At 47.4% G+C, this 17720-nt stretch carries 18 protein-coding genes and 1 other annotated feature; of the genes, 14 read left to right on the forward strand and 4 right to left on the reverse strand.

Features of this window, described 5'->3' with window-relative positions; all coding sequences use genetic code 11:
- The first annotated feature begins 77 nt into the window (after positions 1 to 77).
- On the forward strand, positions 78 to 1220 hold the full coding sequence (locus ACFYU8_RS15640) for a DUF2087 domain-containing protein (RefSeq protein WP_390299896.1): 1143 nt from the start codon (positions 78 to 80) through the stop codon (positions 1218 to 1220).
- Here ACFYU8_RS15640 and ACFYU8_RS15645 read toward each other — a convergent pair.
- From ACFYU8_RS15645 to ACFYU8_RS15655, 3 genes are all read right to left on the reverse strand, one after another.
- A complete protein-coding gene (locus tag ACFYU8_RS15645) occupies positions 1217 to 1534 on the reverse strand; it encodes a hypothetical protein (protein WP_390299893.1) in 318 nt (105 codons plus the stop codon). The two genes, ACFYU8_RS15640 and ACFYU8_RS15645, sit on opposite strands and share 4 nt — an antisense overlap.
- 126 nt (positions 1535 to 1660) lie before the next feature.
- A complete protein-coding gene (gerQ, locus tag ACFYU8_RS15650; protein WP_390299890.1) occupies positions 1661 to 2122 on the reverse strand; it encodes a spore coat protein GerQ in 462 nt (153 codons plus the stop codon).
- Between the two features lie 32 nt (positions 2123 to 2154).
- Positions 2155 to 2577, reverse strand: a complete 423-nt coding sequence (locus ACFYU8_RS15655) for a cell wall hydrolase (protein ID WP_390299887.1) — start codon at positions 2575 to 2577, stop codon at positions 2155 to 2157.
- A gap of 168 nt (positions 2578 to 2745) precedes the next feature.
- On the opposite strand from ACFYU8_RS15655, the gene ACFYU8_RS15660 reads away from it, so the two are divergent.
- From ACFYU8_RS15660 to ACFYU8_RS15670, 3 genes are read left to right on the forward strand one after another with little or no spacing between them, the layout of a single operon-like run.
- Complete coding sequence (locus ACFYU8_RS15660) at positions 2746 to 3162, forward strand: MerR family transcriptional regulator (protein WP_390299884.1); 417 nt, start codon at positions 2746 to 2748, stop codon at positions 3160 to 3162.
- Positions 3159 to 4730, forward strand: a complete 1572-nt coding sequence (locus ACFYU8_RS15665) for a class I adenylate-forming enzyme family protein (RefSeq protein ID WP_390299881.1) — start codon at positions 3159 to 3161, stop codon at positions 4728 to 4730. The genes ACFYU8_RS15660 and ACFYU8_RS15665 overlap by 4 nt, the downstream gene beginning before the upstream one ends.
- The gene (locus ACFYU8_RS15670) at positions 4727 to 6538 is read left to right on the forward strand and encodes an acyl-CoA dehydrogenase family protein (protein ID WP_390299878.1); all 1812 of its coding nucleotides are present in this window, start codon (positions 4727 to 4729) and stop codon (positions 6536 to 6538) included. The genes ACFYU8_RS15665 and ACFYU8_RS15670 overlap by 4 nt, the downstream gene beginning before the upstream one ends.
- 52 nt (positions 6539 to 6590) lie before the next feature.
- On the opposite strand, the gene ACFYU8_RS15675 is transcribed toward ACFYU8_RS15670, so the two are convergent.
- Positions 6591 to 7157, reverse strand: a complete 567-nt coding sequence (locus ACFYU8_RS15675; protein ID WP_390299875.1) for a YqaA family protein — start codon at positions 7155 to 7157, stop codon at positions 6591 to 6593.
- Positions 7158 to 7351: 194 nt separating this feature from the next.
- Between ACFYU8_RS15675 and ACFYU8_RS15680 the strand changes: the two genes are divergently transcribed.
- From ACFYU8_RS15680 to rplT, 10 genes are all read left to right on the forward strand, one after another.
- Positions 7352 to 7783, forward strand: a complete 432-nt coding sequence (locus ACFYU8_RS15680; RefSeq protein ID WP_390299872.1) for a hypothetical protein — start codon at positions 7352 to 7354, stop codon at positions 7781 to 7783.
- A 121-nt stretch (positions 7784 to 7904) separates the two neighbouring features.
- Entirely contained in the window at positions 7905 to 8129 is a 225-nt protein-coding gene (locus tag ACFYU8_RS15685; protein WP_106841549.1) for a hypothetical protein, read from the forward strand.
- Positions 8130 to 8276: 147 nt separating this feature from the next.
- The gene (gene mqnC / locus ACFYU8_RS15690; protein WP_390299869.1) at positions 8277 to 9383 is read left to right on the forward strand and encodes a cyclic dehypoxanthinyl futalosine synthase; all 1107 of its coding nucleotides are present in this window, start codon (positions 8277 to 8279) and stop codon (positions 9381 to 9383) included.
- Positions 9384 to 9562: 179 nt separating this feature from the next.
- Positions 9563 to 10483 (forward strand): sporulation protein YtxC, encoded by a 921-nt coding sequence (gene ytxC / locus ACFYU8_RS15695; RefSeq protein WP_390299866.1) that lies wholly within the window; start codon positions 9563 to 9565, stop codon positions 10481 to 10483.
- Positions 10484 to 10508: 25 nt separating this feature from the next.
- Positions 10509 to 10747: a binding site (T-box leader), on the forward strand.
- Between the two features lie 62 nt (positions 10748 to 10809).
- The gene (thrS, locus tag ACFYU8_RS15700) at positions 10810 to 12723 is read left to right on the forward strand and encodes a threonine--tRNA ligase (RefSeq protein ID WP_390299863.1); all 1914 of its coding nucleotides are present in this window, start codon (positions 10810 to 10812) and stop codon (positions 12721 to 12723) included.
- A 140-nt stretch (positions 12724 to 12863) separates the two neighbouring features.
- Complete coding sequence (locus ACFYU8_RS15705) at positions 12864 to 14918, forward strand: methyl-accepting chemotaxis protein (RefSeq protein WP_390299860.1); 2055 nt, start codon at positions 12864 to 12866, stop codon at positions 14916 to 14918.
- A 207-nt stretch (positions 14919 to 15125) separates the two neighbouring features.
- Positions 15126 to 16145 carry a GTP 3',8-cyclase MoaA gene (gene moaA, locus ACFYU8_RS15710; RefSeq protein ID WP_390299857.1) on the forward strand — a complete coding sequence of 340 codons (1020 nt, stop codon included), beginning with the start codon at positions 15126 to 15128 and terminating at the stop codon, positions 16143 to 16145.
- A gap of 263 nt (positions 16146 to 16408) precedes the next feature.
- Positions 16409 to 16915: a translation initiation factor IF-3 gene (gene infC / locus ACFYU8_RS15715; protein WP_106841617.1), complete on the forward strand. Its 507-nt coding sequence runs from the start codon at positions 16409 to 16411 to the stop codon at positions 16913 to 16915.
- A gap of 30 nt (positions 16916 to 16945) precedes the next feature.
- Positions 16946 to 17143 carry a 50S ribosomal protein L35 gene (gene rpmI, locus ACFYU8_RS15720; RefSeq protein WP_012685334.1) on the forward strand — a complete coding sequence of 66 codons (198 nt, stop codon included), beginning with the start codon at positions 16946 to 16948 and terminating at the stop codon, positions 17141 to 17143.
- A gap of 91 nt (positions 17144 to 17234) precedes the next feature.
- Positions 17235 to 17594: a 50S ribosomal protein L20 gene (rplT, locus tag ACFYU8_RS15725; protein ID WP_327948543.1), complete on the forward strand. Its 360-nt coding sequence runs from the start codon at positions 17235 to 17237 to the stop codon at positions 17592 to 17594.
- The last annotated feature ends 126 nt before the right edge of the window (positions 17595 to 17720 follow it).

Genomic DNA, 17720 nt, shown 5'->3' on the forward strand with positions numbered 1-17720 from the left:
CTTTTTTGTTTGACATAAAACAAACGAAATGATAAATTATCTATAATAAATCAAACGAATAAAGGCTGTGTTTATATATGGGTCTTCATGAAGCATTTTGGAGCGCTTCCCTTCAAGAATGGAAGCAGGGTTACATCGAACAAGACGAACATTTTATGTGTTTGCTCTGTGGTGAACAGGTGGAGAAAGGGATTATTTATCCAGTGGAGGTTTTCCTGTACGAAGCGTCCCGCTTTATGCGCCATCACATCGAGGCTGCGCACGGTTCTGTCTTTACTCACTTGAGCCAGTTGGATAAAAGATTGACGGGCTTGTCTGATCATCAGGTTAACTTGCTTCGCCTCTTTTACGAGGGCAAGACAGACGTCGAGGTTCAAAATGAAATGGGAATCGGCAGTGCATCCACGATCCGTAATCACCGCTTTGCACTCAAGGAAAAAGAACGTCAGGCCAAGGTGTTCCTGGTCATGATGGAGTTGTTGCATGAAGCGGATAAAAATCAATCGGCCAATGATACCAAATCAAGCAAGCAAAAGAATTCCCCGAAAGATGGCGATGCCGCGGAGTATGCTGCAATCGTGAAGAGATTCTTGCCGAAAGGATTATCAGGTCGATTGGAGAGCTTCCCGCGCAAGCAAAAGCATAAACTCATCCTACTCGAAGAGATTTCCAAAAAATTTGAGCTTGATCGTTTCTACACCGAGCGGGAAGTGAATGAGATTTTGGAAGGTCTCTACGACGATTATGTGACCTTGCGGAGATATTTAGTCGATGTTGGTTTGATGGATAGACAGGCTGACGGCAGTCAATATTGGCGGATCGCTGTGGAAAATGAAGGAGAGGAACGGGAGGCGCAACAGATGGATCGCAAGCAAGAGCTCAAGCAGATGTACAAGGAAGTAGAAATCGATGCAGGTGTTTATCAAATTCAGAACAAGCAAAATGACAAAGTTTTCATCGCCAGCACGAATAACCTAAGAACGATCAACGGTAGAAAGTTTATGCTTCAGCATGGTTCGCATCCTAATCGTGAGTTGCAAAAAGACTGGGATAAATACGGTTCGGACGCTTTTGAAATCGAAGTATTAGAGAAAGTTGAGAAGAAAGACCATCCGTATTTTGATGTGAAGGATGCACTAGAAAAACTCGAAGATAAATGGATGAAAAAGCTGGCGCCATATGGTGATCGAGGCTATCACGTACAAAAAGATCCGTCCTAGTCTCGTCTTGCATCCAGCATGCGGAAGCGCTCCAAGTGATCCCACAAGCCTTCCTTTTGCAAAATCTGGATTTGTTTTTCGCCAAGTAAATCAAAATGCGGGAAAGGTGCACGGTTATGAATGTAGACAGGATCGAGTCCGTTGGCAAGGCACCAGTCTGTCAGTAACGAATAATTGGCACATCCTACTTTTGTAACGGTTTTGATCCCGGGAAACCGGGGGTCCAGCCAGTAGTGGGTGAGAAATGCCAATTCGCCTCGACTAACGGCTTGCTTCCAGCGGTTTAGTTCGTCTCGTGTAATCCCAAATGCCACTCTTCCTCATCCTTTGCAAAGCGGTCGCGTATCTACCTCATTAATAGCATGGAATTGTATATACGTCAAAAAGACAGTTCTCCCCGGGGATAGCCCTTCGGAAACTGTCTTTTTGTGCTTGGTGGCTTACCGCACGCCTGTTGGAAGCTGAGGAGGGATGTAATTCAACTCTTCGTCCGCGGTGATGTAATCGGTGTTGACCATGAGGAGCAAATAGCGCTTGCCTGTTTGCGGATCGCTAAGAATAATGTGGTCTCGGCCAGCCGTCTCGAGGACGCCACGGAAAATTTTTGCGTTCCATTGACTGTTGTTTTCAAACGTTTGGTACACCGTAATGACTTTGCCTCGATTCAGGCGAAGGATGTTTTCGATGTACGATTCTTCCATTACTTGCCCAGGAGTAATGGGTGTTCCCGGAATCCAGGCTCCGCTTGGTTGCATCGGAACCAGTTGAGGTTGCTGCTGCTGAATCATCTGCTGTTGTTGCTGTTGCTGTTGCTGAGGCATGCCGTATGGATACTGTGCAGATGGGTACATGTCGTAGCCGTATTGTTGAGGGTAACCAGTGTAAGGCATTTGTTGACTCATGATGAACTCGCTCCTTTATCTATCTAATTCTTCTAATAGACGCGTGGACAATCTGCTGGTGTTGGAATGAAGAAGCAGTGTGCCTTATAGCGACCGGAGTTTTGTTGATCCCACCAGGTAGCAGGACAGTTTCCGGCAGGACGGTAGAACCACAATGCGTTGCTCGCAGGGCGGGTTTTCTCTCCATTGATTGCGCGCTGTGCCAGTCGTCTGTCCTTTTCCCTGGCCCGTTGATAGAAATACGGCTTCTGGATCGCTTCGAATCCTCCCGGGGATTGATAGACCATGTCACGCATGCTGCGAATGTTTTTGAAGTCAAGGCAGTTGCCCAGAATCCGATTTACCCCAACGTTGCCAACCATCAACATACCCAACTCACCTTCGCCCTCAGCCTCTGCGCGAATCAGTCTTGCAAGCATATCTACATCGCTGGAGTTCGTTTTGATGACGGCCATTGCTTCACCTCCTCCCACAAAAATCACAATAACAATATATGGGCGAATAATAGATTGGTGATTGGCCCGATAAATTTTTCATCAAGTTGACGTTTACGTAAACGGAAGTTACAATCGTTTTATTCGGTAAATTTCGAATTTTATAAATGTAAGTGAGGGGCGCTTTACATGAGCGGAGAAGGAATACAGAAGGAAGAATCGTGGACCATCTCTGATCTTGCTCAACAATTGGATGTCAGCACCAGAACGATTCGGTACTACGAGGAGCTCGGCTTGATTACCCCCAGTCGGACAGAGAAGGGAAGTAGGCACTACAGCCGCAAGGACCGTGCCAGGCTGCGACTCATTCTGCGAGGGAAGCGATTCGGATTTTCGTTGGATCAGATTCGCGAGATGATTGAGCTGTTCGGAGAGGACCGTACAGGTCGTGCGCAGCTTTTGCGAACCATTGAGTACGGCAACCAAAAGCTGGCTGAGATCGACGAGAAAATCATGGAACTCCGACATCTGAGAGAAGACATTCTCGTCTACAAGCAAAACTTTGAACAAAAATTGCTTGAAGAAAATGAGGAGGAGAAACGATGAACGTATCAGCTCTGCTCGCAGCAAACGGAAGGAAATATCCTGACAAGTCCGCGCTGGTTGCGGGAGATGTAGAGGTCAGCTTTTCCCAGTGGGACATACGCTCTACCCAGTGGGCTTGCTATTTGCGAGAGCTTGGCATCGAGCAAGGGGATCGGGTTGTCATGCTAATGCCCAATTGCCCGGAGTTTGCCATTTTTTACGTCGCTGTCATACGCAGTGGAGCCCTCGTCGTACCGATCAATGCACGCTCCTCACAAGAAGAAGTACGACATATATGTGAACATGCCGGAGCAAAAGCACTTCTTGTTCATGATGCCCTCGTGCCTATCGTGAATGAATGGGTCCTGCAAACCTCACAGCTGGTGGCAATCAAAACAGGTGCGAGCCAAGGGAATTGGCATGGTATCGCTGACTGGGATGCCAATGAAGTGTCTTTTGATAAAATGAATGCGCTTTCTTTAACGTCGTATTTGGCGAACATGAACGAAGATAGCGAGGTCAGCATCCTGTATACATCTGGCACAACTGGACGCCCTAAAGGGGTGCTTTATACACATAGAAGCTTATTGACTGTCGCGAAAATGATGTCGATTGAATTGGCGATGAGACAACGTTCACGAATTTTGCATTTGATGCCGCTGAGTCATTCGGCTCCGCTCCATCTCTTTTTCATTGCAGGGCTCATGCTTGGCGCTACCCAGGTAATGGCCCTTACCTTTTCGCCACAGCTTCTTTTGGATCTGGTACAGCAGCATCGGATTACGCATTTCTTTGGAGCGCCCGTTGCGTATTTGCTGACGATGAAGCATCCAGAGTTTGCGGCGTACGATTTGTCGTCCATCGAATATTGGATGTATGGAGGAGCTCCGTTGTCCAAAGAGATGGCTTCGCTCATGGAAGGCGCTTATGGACGCGATAAACTGGCGTGCGTCTACGGCTTGACGGAGGCAGGGCCGACCGGAATGTGCCTCTTGCACCGAGAACATCCGGACAAAATCGGCAGTATTGGCAATCGTGGTGTATTGTTCGCCGAAATGGAGGTCGTAGACGAGCGAGGAGAGCGATGCTCCATTGGCGAAGCGGGCGAAATTCGCTTGCGCGGGGAAGGGACAATGAAAGGATACTACAACAATCCAGAGGCTACGGCAGAAACCATACGCGATGGTTGGGTGTACACAGGGGATATCGCACGCGTGGATGAGGATGGATTTCTGTGGATGATTGACCGCAAAAAAGACGTGATGATTACAGGTGGAGTAAACGTCTACCCGAAGGAAATCGAGCAGTTGTTAGAGCGGAATCCGGTGATTGGCGAAGTAGCTGTTGTAGGTTTGCCGCATCCTGAATGGGGAGAAACGGTTACGGCCTATGTGGTGCTGAAACCAGGAGTCGATACCAATCGAGATTGGCTAGAGGAAATCCAAGGCTTTTTACGCAGTCATCTCGCCGATTACAAGCTCCCACGACAAGTGAATATCGTTCCTGCACTGCCGCGGAACACGAGCGGAAAGGTCCTGAAGCATGTATTGCGTGATGTCAGTTCCCAAAAGGAAGTGGAACTGCGATGAGTGATTTGCAAACGAGGATCGATCAGCGAACGTACAGCGATAACATCCCGCATCCGCGCGAGCCACAAGCGCAAAACTTTTTCAAAGCAGATCCCAACCTCCATTACTTGCTGGAACGTTATCTCCCTGCTTCCATGCATGAATGGGCCAGACAGCAATTAAGCTGGCTAGGCGCCCAAGTAGCAGGACCCATCGATGAGCGTGCCGCGCATACAGACAGAGAAGGCAAGCCGAGATTGCGCAAGTACAATCGGCTGGGCGAGGATATTTCCGAGATCATTACCAATGAAGGCTACAGGGAAACGGTAGCGGAGGTTTACGGAGCAGGCATCGTCAGCTACTTGTATCAAGACATTCCTGAGTTGGGGAGAAAAGCGCCATACAGCTATTCCTTTTTCATGGGCTATCTTGTGAGTCAGTCTGAGCCGGGCTTCTATTGTCCCGTCACTTTGTCTATGTCAGCCGCTTATTTAATTGATCGCTATGGCAGCGAAGAACAAAAGGAGCAGTACCTGACAGGACTGACCTCTCGCGATCGCACTCGATTGTATGAGGGAGCTACTTGGTTGACGGAGAGACAGGGTGGCTCGGATGTCGGTGCGAATTTGACTGTAGCAGAGCCAGTAGCAGGTCGGCCGGGTGTGTACCGATTGACAGGAGAAAAGTTTTTTGCGAGCAATGCCGGGGCATTTGTTGCGACTGTTTTGGCGAGAATCGATGAAGAGAAACCGGGGACAAAAGGGCTCGGACTGTTTTTGGTGCCGTGGATGAAGCCGGACAACGAACGCAATCATATCCAAGTCCGCCGCCTGAAAGATAAGCTGGGGGTCAACGCCGTACCATCGGCCGAGATCCTGTTAAACGGAGCAGAGGGCTATTTGATCGGGGAACCCCAGAACGGCTTCAAGTACATGGCAGAAGCCCTGAACCTCTCTCGCATTTGCAACGCGATTGCTTCGATTGGGATCATGCGTCGAGCTTTTTATGAAGCGAGGTATTATGCCGAGCAACGTCGTGCATTCGGGAATCCGATCGATCAGTATCCGATGGTAAAAGAAATGCTGGTCAGCCTCTTATTGGATACGGAGGTCAGCACGGGTGCGGTGTTTGATATGATTGCTGTCTACGATCGTTTGCAGTCTCATTCGGCTAGCAAAGAGGATAACGCACTTGCTCGCCTGCTGATTCCGTTGCTGAAATACCGTACAGGGGAAGAGGCTGTCGAATCGACCCATACCGCTATTGAAATTCATGGCGGTAACGGCTATATCGAGGAATATGTGACGCCACGTCTGTTGCGTGATGCGCAAGTTTTGACCGTATGGGAAGGCACCTCGAACATACTTGCACTCGATATTTTGCGTGTGATGCAAAAAGAAAACAGCTACGAGGTGTTTAGCCGATTGCTTCGGGAGCGCATAACTGGCTGGAAGCATGCCTTTTCACAGCCATACGCCGAGTTGATTCGGACAGAATTGGCTATCCTGGAGGAAAATATCGCCTATCTCATGCAACAGAACCACGATTATTTGACGTACAAATTAAAAACGCTAGCGGACCATATGATAGATTTGTACACCTTATCGTGCATCGTCAGTGAAGCAGAGGATCAGGTGACGCGAGAAGGTAATGCTCGCAAATACATTTTGGCAAAGCTGTATGCCGAAAAGCACTTCCATCTTCAAGAAAAGCGGGGAATTCAAGCTGATTCTTTGCTGGATGTACAGTTCTTTACCCAACTGGTCGAGTATCAGCCTGTCAGTGTAGAAGAGTGGGCCCAACAGTCCGCTATTGTTCCAACCCGATAATCAAAAAGCGCCCAAAGACCACTTGTTGAGGTGGCTAGGGCGCTTTTGATTTTTACGCATACCGCTTGCGACGCAGGTTCCAAATAAACCAGATCGCAGCAACGACTGTTGCGATTGCCAGCAACGTGATCTCAAAGTAATCATCGATTAGAACCTTGGCGTGTTTTCCGTAAAAATAAAACAAGGTGCCAATCAAATAAAACTTCAATCCCCGCCCGATGATCGCATAAAACATAAGCTTGGTCAGCGAGTAATTGAATACGCCACTGAGCACAGTAAATACCTTGAAAGGGATGGGGGTAAAAGCTCCGATTAGTACGGCAGCATCCCCGTTTTTTGCGAATTTTTCCGTCGCTACGATAACCCATTTTTCAGGGAGAATCTTGTGCAAAAGTGGTTTTCCCAGCCATCTCCCCAACAAAAATCCAATGGGAGCGCCGAGGACGGAAGCAGTAAAGGCCACTGTCGCAAACTGAATCGCTGAGCCCGGATCGAGCAGACTCATCGCAATTTGCATAAAAAACGGAGGAATCGGACTAATAAATGAGTCCAAAAATGCCATGGCAGCGAGTCCCCACATCCCATATTGCATGAATAGCTGTGTGATATGTTCGAGCATGAGCATCTCCTTACAAGGTTTTTTCTATTGTAGCTATCCTATGCCTCTTTGTCCAAGGAAAGACCACAACTGAAGTTTGATGTCGAGAGGGAAAATAGGGAAATAGGACGATTGGCCCATCAATTCACTTCCAAAAAATCCCGATTATTAGGGTAGTTCTCCATCCATGTCATTACGAAAGGGATATCTATTCAATGAAAATGCCATTATCTATCAAAGTCATTCAAGGCTTTATGCTGTTGCAAGTCATCGTGTTAGGGGGACTCTATTTTATAGTTTCACAGGCGGACCCGATGAATTTGAGTCACTGGGCCAGTAAAATGGTTTTCAGCGTGGTGAATATGCCAGAAGATATGTTAGATCAAAGCTATGTGTTAGGAAGAATGCAAGGAAGATTCATGCTTCCACTAATCATCACGACTTTATTGTTTCTCTTCATACAGATGAGATTTTTCAAGTCGTCTATTGTCATCATAAGTTTGGCGATTTTACTAGATATAAGCAATGGAACTTTCTTGATTGCACTGGTATATGTAGCCCTTCTTTTAGTTGTGACCCACAACAAACAATCGAAGGCATATTTTAATCGGAATCATAATCATGTGACACAGACGGTTTCAAAGTAAGTGGTCCGATGAGCTTATTCTAGGTCAAATATTGGTAATTAAGTCCTTGTTTTTCATTGACGCTCGGAAAGATTATCCACTAAAATGAAGGGAAACAGGACAAACATCATGGGAGGAACCAATGAAAACATTGGGTTCGGGAAAAGTCGTTTTCTATGCACCAAATGGGACTAACTTGCAATTATCAGGGGAAATTGACGTACGTGGTGATCGGGTATCCGTTACGGAAATCATCTATTTCAATGGCCAACCGAATGGAGCGCGCGAGACGAATTTGCCACTAGCGCAAACTGTGATTTACTGGGAGCCAGAAGTATACGAACAGATCGGATATGAAGAACAATAAAGAATAATCGCGAGCCCAAGCCCTGTCTCATGCAGGGTTTTTTCGCGTCTTACACCGAATCTGCCAGCACCTCGGGCTATAGCCGATGTCCCGGTATTGTGTTATGATTTGGGATGGAATTTACGTATGGTACAAGGAGTGATCCTTATGATCGATTCTATATTGGAACGTGCTCTCGCTGGTGAACGACTGGGTCTCGAAGACGGTCTGGCTTTGTTTGCGAGCAATGAAATCGAAAAGATCGGACATTACGCCAATCTGGTCATGCAAAAGCATCATCCAGAACCGATTGCGACTTTTGTTATTAGCCGCAACGTCAATTACACGAACGTATGTGACACGTATTGCCGTTTCTGTGCCTTTTACAGTCGCCCAGGCTCTTCTGAAGGTTACGTTCTCCCCAGAGAAACGATTTTCCAAAAAATTCAGGAGACCGTTGATGTAGGCGGTACAGAAATCTTGATGCAAGGCGGTACCAATCCGGATCTGAAGCTGGATTATTACACCGACCTCTTGCGCGCGATTAAGCAGCGCTTCCCGCAGATTACGATGCACTCTCTGTCTGTAGCAGAAGTGATGAAAATCGCGGAGGTTTCCAACATGTCTGTCGAGGAAGTGCTGAAAGAGCTGAAGGCAGCGGGTCTCGATTCTTTGCCGGGAGCGGGTGGCGAAATCCTCGATGATCGTACACGTCGGAAGATTTCCCGTTTGAAGGGCTCTTGGACAGAATGGATTGATACTCAAAAAGCCGCACACCGTGCAGGCTTGCCTGGTACTGCTACCATGGTAATTGGTTTTGGGGAAGAGATGGAGGAACGAGTACTGTCCCTTCTGCGCATTCGTGATGCTCAAGATGAGACAGGCGGATTCAAAGCGTTCATCGTCTGGACATTCCAACCGGACAACACCAATATGAAGGCAGTCAACAACACGCCAGAGGAATACTTGAAAACACTGGCAATCAGCCGCCTTATGCTGGATAATATCAAAAACTTCCAATCTTCCTGGGTAACGATGGGCCCGCATTATGGTCAGCTTTCTCTCTCTTACGGAGCGAACGATTTTGGCCAAACGATGATGGAAGAAAACGTTGTTTCCGCAGCGGCATGTACGTACAAGGTCAATACAAACCAAATTTTGGAACTCATTCGCGGCGCAGGCAAAATCCCTGCACAGCGCAACACACAGTATGACACCCTGCACGTTTTCAAAGACGGCGAGATGGCAGAACGTGATTTTGTGATGCAAAACTAATCAACTCAAAAACGCTTCTCTGCACCCCTCCTCACAAAGGGAAATCGGCAGGGAAGCGTTTTTGATTTTCAATCAGGAAGGTTTTACCTGCAACCTTCCCTGAGTTTCCAACCGTTTAAAAGTATATCGCTCCTGACGGGACATATACTGTAACTACAATGGCGGTTGGGGGGATGGTTATGCAGACGTTTCGCGTATTGCTGGAGAATGTCCCTGAGCATTGTGACACGTATCGGGCTATCGTAAATGAGATGACGGAGCGGGTCAACACTGCACCGGTGCGCATTACATACAGGGAGCAAGGAGAGAATGGATACCTCTTGTTCTACTTTCAGAGCTGGTGCGAGACTGAGTATGACGCGCAGACCATAGAGTGGGCGAGGGCCTTCGTTGCTCTTACTTTAGCCGAATGGGTCATTCAGGTGAAGGAACCGAAAATCATGGAAGAAATGGCCGCCGATTTACTCGCTGCAGAACAGATGGAAACCGAGTGGGCGGAGATTTTTCCTTATATTCAACGCATGTGCCAAGAAGTCGAGCTAGATGGCAGGGAACTGTTGACCGCTACGACACGCAAGGCAAACGTATATCGCAAAGTTTTCACCTATTTGGAGTGGGAGAGAACGATCAACGTCTTGGGCTTCGTCCGGTTTCGACTGCAGGAGCATTGGAACGAGCTGTTCGAACTCGTGGAAACTGGCATTGATGAATATCTGGAAGACAAGCAATACCAAGAGTTTGTCGAGCTGCTGCGCTATTTCATCGCTGTACAGGAAACCAAGCAGGAAGTCGTTCATGTCGTTCCTAGTGTGGACAAACCTTTCCATCTTTATGATAAAAAAGGGGATCGTCTTTGGCTTGATCAGCTGGATACGGTTCTGAGCATGGACGAACAAAAATGCAGGGACGAGGATTATTTGGTCAGTGCTTTGGTTACACTGGCTCCTGAGAGTATCGTGCTCCATATGGCTTCGGAAAAGCCTGGACTCGCACAGACGATCCGCAGTATTTTTGACAGCCGGCTCGTTACTTGTCACTCTTGTTCGCTTTGCCTATCCGAGCGACGCGTACTTGACGGGAATAATCCGTCTAAACTATAATAGCAACAACAACTTTACAGCGCTTATAAATACGATGAGAAGGACATGGACTGTATCGAGGACGCTTTAGAGAGGCGAGTCACGGCTGGAAGCTCGCTGCGCATCTCATATGGATCTACCACCTTCGAGTAGCTACCGGGAACAAAGCGTAGGCTTTTATTATCGGTATGCCGGTTAGATGCCGTTACATTGGAATGAGGAGTCTGTTTGATCATGAGCAGACTTGAAGTAGGGTGGTACCGCGAGAACACACTCGTCCCTTTTTTGGGATGAGTGTTTTTTTATTTTCTCTAACAAAAACAAGATACAGGAAGGAAGAATCCTCAGTGGCACAAATTAATGTTACTTTCCCAGATGGAGCCGTACGTCAATACGACGCTGGGATTACCATCGAAGACATCGCAGGCTCTATTAGCTCTAGCCTGAAGAAAAAAGCAGTAGCTGGTAAAAAAGACGGCAAAGTTGTCGATCTCTACACAGCTCTGGAAGATGACGCAACGATTGAAATCGTCACTCTCGATTCTGCTGACGGGGTGGAAGTATACCGCCATAGTACTGCTCACTTGCTCGCTCAAGCTGTTAAGCGCATTTACGGCGCTGAAGTGAAGTTCGGTATCGGTCCTGTGATTGAAGATGGCTTCTACTACGACATGGATATTCCGGTTTCCCTCACTCCAGAGGATTTGGGCAAAATCGAAGCCGAAATGGAAAAAATCGTGAAGGAAGACCTGCCGATCCGCCGTAAAGTGGTAAGCCGTGCAGAAGCAACTGCGATTTTTGAAGAACTGAACGATCATCTGAAGCTGGAATTGATTCGCGACCTGCCAGAGGATGCGACAATCACGATGTATGAGCAAGGCGAATTTTTCGACCTCTGTCGTGGTCCGCACTTGCCGTCAACTGGCTTTATCAAAGCGTTCAAGCTGATGAGCGTGGCAGGTGCATACTGGCGCGGAAAAGCAGAAAACCAAGTTCTGCAACGCGTATACGGTACAGCTTGGCCGAAAAAAGCAGACATGGATGAATATCTGCACTTCATCGAAGAAGCGAAAAAGCGCGACCACCGCAAAGTGGGTAAAGAACTGGGACTGTTCATGTTCTCCGAGGAAGCACCAGGTATGCCGTTCTACCTGCCAAAAGGCTTCACTGTTCGCAACGAGCTGGAGCAATTCTCTCGCCGTTTGCAACAATTGGCACAATACACAGAAGTGCGCTCTCCTTTCCTCATGAACGAGCGTCTCTGGAAAGAATCTGGTCACTGGGATCACTACAAAGAGAACATGTATTTCTCTGAAGTAGATAACGCGACTTATGCCTTGAAACCAATGAACTGCCCAGGTCACATGCTGATCTATAAAAACGAGATGCATTCCTACCGCGATCTGCCAATCCGTTACTCCGAGTTCGGGCAAGTTCACCGCCATGAATACTCCGGTGCTTTGAACGGGATGCTGCGGGTGCGCACCTTCTGCCAGGATGACGCGCACGTATTTGTCCGTCCTGATCAGATTGCGAGCGAAATCAAAGGCATGATCACTTTGATCGACAGCATCTACAAGGTATTTGGCTTTGAATACAGTGTGGCTCTGTCCACTCGTCCTGAAGATTCCATGGGCTCTGATGAGCTGTGGGAAGCAGCAGAAAACTCTCTGAAAACAGTGCTGGATGAGCTCGGTATGGCATATGAAATCAAAGACGGAGACGGTGCGTTCTACGGACCGAAGATCGACTTCCAAATCACCGATGCGCTGAAACGCCGTCACCAATGCGGAACGATCCAGCTTGACTTCCAAATGCCTGAGAAATTCGACCTGACTTATGTCGGTCAAGACAACGAGAAGCATCGTCCAGTTGTCTTGCACCGTGCGATGTACGGCTCCATGGAGCGCTTCATTGGTATCCTGATCGAGCACTACGCAGGTGCATTCCCGATTTGGCTGACTCCAATCCAAGCACGCATCATGAACATCAGCGAAGTGCACATGCCATATGCAGAACAAGTAAGAGAAAAACTGCAACAAGCTGGCATTCGCGTGGAGTTGGATGGCCGCAATGAAAAAATCGGCTACAAAATCCGTGAAGCACAAGTTGAAAAAATCCCGTACATGCTGGTCATCGGTGAAAAAGAGGTGGCTGACGGTACACTGTCCGTCCGCAAACGCGGAGTGGGCGATGAAGGCGCAATGACAGTGGATGCGTTTGTAGATAAAATCCGCGCTGAAATCAATGAAATGAAGTAAACTCTGTGCATATAAGTAGAGCCGCCCTGATGTTTCGGGGCGGTTTTTTCATTTTGATACGTTTACTTGGAAAAAAGAAGGGGAAAAGGATGTAGGGTAATTATACATATTTCATCAAGAAAAAACTGCGGGGGATACGTATGCGGGTAAGCATCAAGCAAAGACTGATAGCAGCATTTCTTGCCATTATTTTAATCCCGATTGGAGTGATTAGCTCATTTGTATATGTCAATATGAAGGAGCGAATCCGGACCTATTTTATTGAATCCACGACAAAAGAAGTGGCCCAAGTAGACAATGCGATTAACTTGCATTTCGACTCGATTCGAGAAAACGTAAACCTGATAGCAGGCAGTCCTTTACTAAAAAGTGCAGATAACACCATCACGTCGTATATGGACAAACCAACCAAAACCAAGCATACACCACTGCAAAACGGTGGCGTAGAGGCTGCCATTTTTCAAGATTTTCTGCGCTTTGTCGATTCTCATCCTAATACGGCATTTATCTATTTGGCGACCAAATACGGAGGATACATCCAGTGGCCTACAGATGATGTCATTCCGAATTACGATCCGCGTACAAGAGATTGGTACAAAACGCCAATGGGTAATCCCGGAAAAGTGATCACGACAGATCCTTATCTTTATTTGGGCGACAACAGTATCGTGATCAGTAACGTGACGATGCTCAAGGATGACAAGGGTGAACCACTGGGCGTAGTTGGACTGGACGTGAGTTTAAAAGGGTTAACCGACATTATGAAAGACATTAAGATCGGGAAAACGGGTTATCTCATGCTGGTTGGCAAAGACGGAACGATTTTGGCTAATCCGAAGAACCCCGAGCTCAATTCGAAAAACCTGAAAGATACACAAATTCCTGAACTAGCCGCTATCGCAGAGAATACCTCAAGCAGCTTTGAGGTCACGATGAATGATACCGAGTATTTGGCTAACGTCTTTACTTCAGACAAGACCGGCTGGAAATATATTTCGTTTATTGAAAAAGATGAGCTATCTGCTGAAGCCAATCAAATCGGTTTCATCATCGGAGCATTAAGCATTTTATTTGCCTTACTTGCGGCTGTCGCTTCCGTTCTTTTCTCGCACAAATTCACCAAGCCATTGCTTGCCATCGTTGACCAGATTGCGCAGATCGGCCGTGGTGACTTTACCAGTGAATTGCCCAAAAACCTTTTGGCAAGAAAAGACGAAATCGGCATGCTTGGTCAGAGCATTCAGGTGATGCGAGTATCCATCCAAGGACTCATTCAGGAAGTCCAAAAAGCGGTTAACACCCTTTCTACTTCATCAGACAACGTATCGGTTCGATTGGCGGACAATGTAGATACTGCTAACAAGATATCAACTACCATACAAGAAGTAGCAAGCGGGGCGCAAAATCAGCTCAGAGGTACGGAAGAGTCCGCAAGAGCTATGGAAGAAATGTCAATCGGCATCCAACGCGTGGCGGAAACAACCTCCATCATCTCGGAATCATCTACATCTACGGCGGATGAAGCGCAGCTAGGAAACCAATCCATCCAAAAAGCTATCCAGCAAATGGACTCCATCCGTGGCTCTGTGGAACATTCTGTATATGTAGTGAAGCAATTGGGTGAGCGATCCAAAGAAATTGTGCAAATCATTGATGTGATTACGGGAATTGCTTCCCAAACGAATCTGCTTGCTCTCAACGCAGCCATTGAAGCTGCCCGAGCGGGAGAGCATGGACGAGGTTTTGCTGTCGTAGCAGATGAAGTGAGAAAGCTCGCTGAACAATCTGATGAGTCAGCTCGACAAATCGCCAATCTCATTCAGGAGATCCAAACAGATACGACCAAGGCGGTCAATTCGATGGATTCTGTCAATCAAAATGTTCAGGGTGGACTGTCTACGGTATTGGAGTCAGGAGAAGCCTTCCAACGCATCTTACAAGAAATTCGACAGATAACCGATCAAATTCAGGAGGTATCTGCTGTCTCTGAGCAGATGTCCGCCGGATCGGAACAAGTCGCAGCATCTGTGGACGAGACTGCTCAAATTGCAAGGATTTCAGCGCGCAATGCTGAAAATCTGGCTGCTTCCTCGAAAGAACAATTGGCCACTATGGAAGAGTTTTCCGTTTCATTTGAATCCTTGAATCAAATGGCTCGCGAACTGGAAAGAATGATCACTAAATTTAAGATTTAAGGATGCAGAACGGAAAGAGTACGAATTTCGGGTGGAATTCGTACTCTTTTTTTTGCAAAGTAGTCTCATCTATGAGGCAATATGCTGTTCGCGTTTGAAAATTTGGCTATTTCGATTTATGATAATAGACTGGTACTAAGTCGAAATGCGGTATTATTAAGATGAAGGGGAAAAGTCGTCATATAGATATAAGGAGAGTGAACATCTATGCCAGAAAAAGTGCTTGATTTACGGAATCGTCCTCTCCGAGATTTACGAATATCCGTCACTGATAAATGTAATTTTCGTTGCCGTTATTGCATGCCTGCCGAAATTTTTGGACCGGATTTTGAGTTTTTGCCGCAAAGCAAGTTGCTGACTTTTGAGGAGATTACCCGTTTGACCCAGATCTTTACTTCGCTTGGGGTTGGGAAAATCCGCATTACCGGCGGAGAGCCATTAATGCGCAGAAATTTGCCTGAGCTGATTCGAATGATACGTGAAGTGGAAGGCGTTCAAGATATTGCGATGACGACAAACGGTTCTCTGTTGTCCCGCCATGCTCATGCACTAAAAGAAGCAGGTCTGGATCGGGTCACGATCAGCCTGGACAGCTTGGATAATGAGCGCTTTGGGATGTTGAATGGAAGAGGCTATCAGGTCGATGCCGTGCTGGAAGGGATTCGCATAGCGGCAGATGCCGGGCTGCTGATTAAGATCAATATGGTGGTACAGCGCGGAGTCAATGATCAAGATATTTTGCCGATGGCACGGTACTTCCGTGAGCAAGGACACACCCTTCGATTTATTGAATTCATGGATGTGGGGAACAGTAACGGATGGCGGCTAGATCAAGTCGTACCTTCCCGTGAAATTGTGCGCATGATCCATGAAGAGATGCCGTTGGTAGCGACCGAAGCGAATTACTATGGAGAGGTGGCTTCTCGCTATCGCTATGAGGGATCGGACCAGGAGATCGGATTGATCTCATCGGTGACCCAAGCTTTTTGCTCCACTTGTACGCGAGCTCGCCTGTCGGCAGAAGGGAAATTGTACAACTGTCTGTTCGCTTCCTCCGGAGATGATTTGCGCGAACCGGTCCGCGATGGACGCACGGATGAGGAGATTCGCGAGCTGATACATGCGATCTGGGAGCGGCGTGACGTGCGCTACTCAGAGGAAAGACTCAATGAAACGCCTAGTCTCGCCAAGCGCGAAAAGGTCGAAATGTCCCATATCGGGGGATAATTAGGTATTAGCCTTGACAAAACCCAAGCTACCTTGTAATATAAATTGCGTGTATAAACACTTCATACTTCGAGAACAAGCAGAGGCGCACAGCTTCTCACCTGGGTCGACGTCGTATACGACTGTTGACAGGTAACTCTTACGCAAAGATCCTCGGATCTGATGAAATTGCTTAGGTGAGATATGTGCGGGCGCAGATTGCGTTCGCACATTTTTGTTCCTTCTCGAAATTGACGGAGGTGGAAAGTATTAGCAAGGATCAAATGTTAATTAACGAAGCGATCCGTGCCCGTGAAGTCCGATTAATCGGTGCTGACGGGAGCCAATTGGGAGTCGTACCCTTTAGGGAAGCGTTGCGCATTGCCCAGGAAGCCGAACTGGATTTGGTAAACGTTGCTCCAACAGCCAAGCCGCCTGTATGCCGTATCATGGACTACGGAAAGTTCAAGTACGAGCAGGCGAAAAAGGAAAAAGAAGCACGTAAGAACCAGAAGATCATCGAGCTGAAAGAAGTGCGTTTTTCTTCTAACATCGAGGAACACGATTTTCAAACAAAGCTTCGCAACGTCCGCAAGTTCTTGGAGGATCATCACAAGGTGAAGTGCTCGATCCGTTTCCGTGGACGTGAAATCACCCACTCCGAAATTGGACTAGGCGTTATGGAACGTGTAGCTGCCCAGTGTGAGGATCTCGCTGCGCCTGAGCGCAGACCGAAGATCGAGGGCCGCAGCATGATCATGATTCTGGCTCCGAAAGCGGAAAAGCAGTAAGATAGTAGTTTAGACAGGAGGATTTTTCAGATGCCTAAAATGAAAACCAACAAGGCTGCTGCGAAACGTTTTAAAAAGACTGGAAGCGGCCAATTGAAGCGCGACCGTGCGTTTGGTAGCCACTTGTTCGCTAACAAATCGACGAAAGCTAAGCGCCACCTGCGCAAAGCTGCACTCGTTTCCAAAGGCGATCAAAAACGTATTGAGCAAATGCTCACTTACCTGTAAGTTATTCTTTATTACACACCATTACGCAGCATGAGCTCCCTAAGCGCCTAGCAGTAGGCCGCCATGCTGGAAAGACCAGGAGGAGTTTAGTATGCCAAGAGTAAAAGGTGGCATTGTTACACGCCGTCGTCATAAGAAAATCCTGAAGCTGGCGAAAGGATACTTCGGTTCCAAACATCGCCTGTTTAAATCCGCTAATGCGCAGGTAATGAAATCCCTGCTGTATGCATACCGCGACCGTCGTCAAAAGAAACGTGATTTCCGCAAACTGTGGATCACTCGTATCAACGCACAAGCTCGCATGAACGGTCTGTCCTACAGCCGTCTGATGCATGGCCTGAAAGTTGCTGGCATCGAAGTTAACCGCAAAATGCTGGCTGACTTGGCTGTTAACGACAAAGCTGCGTTCAACGAACTGGCAGCAGTTGCTAAAGGCAAACTGAACGCGTAATTTTTTTGAATAGAAGAGCCGATCTTCCCGATTGATCTGTAACCGCTTTTGTAGACATTTTAAAAAAGCGCCACTGCGTTAGGCAGCCAACAAATGACTCCTGAATTCATCAGGGGTCATTTTCTT

It is taken from the genome of Brevibacillus sp. NPDC003359 (genome assembly GCF_042878995.1).
Lineage (GTDB): Bacteria > Bacillota > Bacilli > Brevibacillales > Brevibacillaceae > Brevibacillus.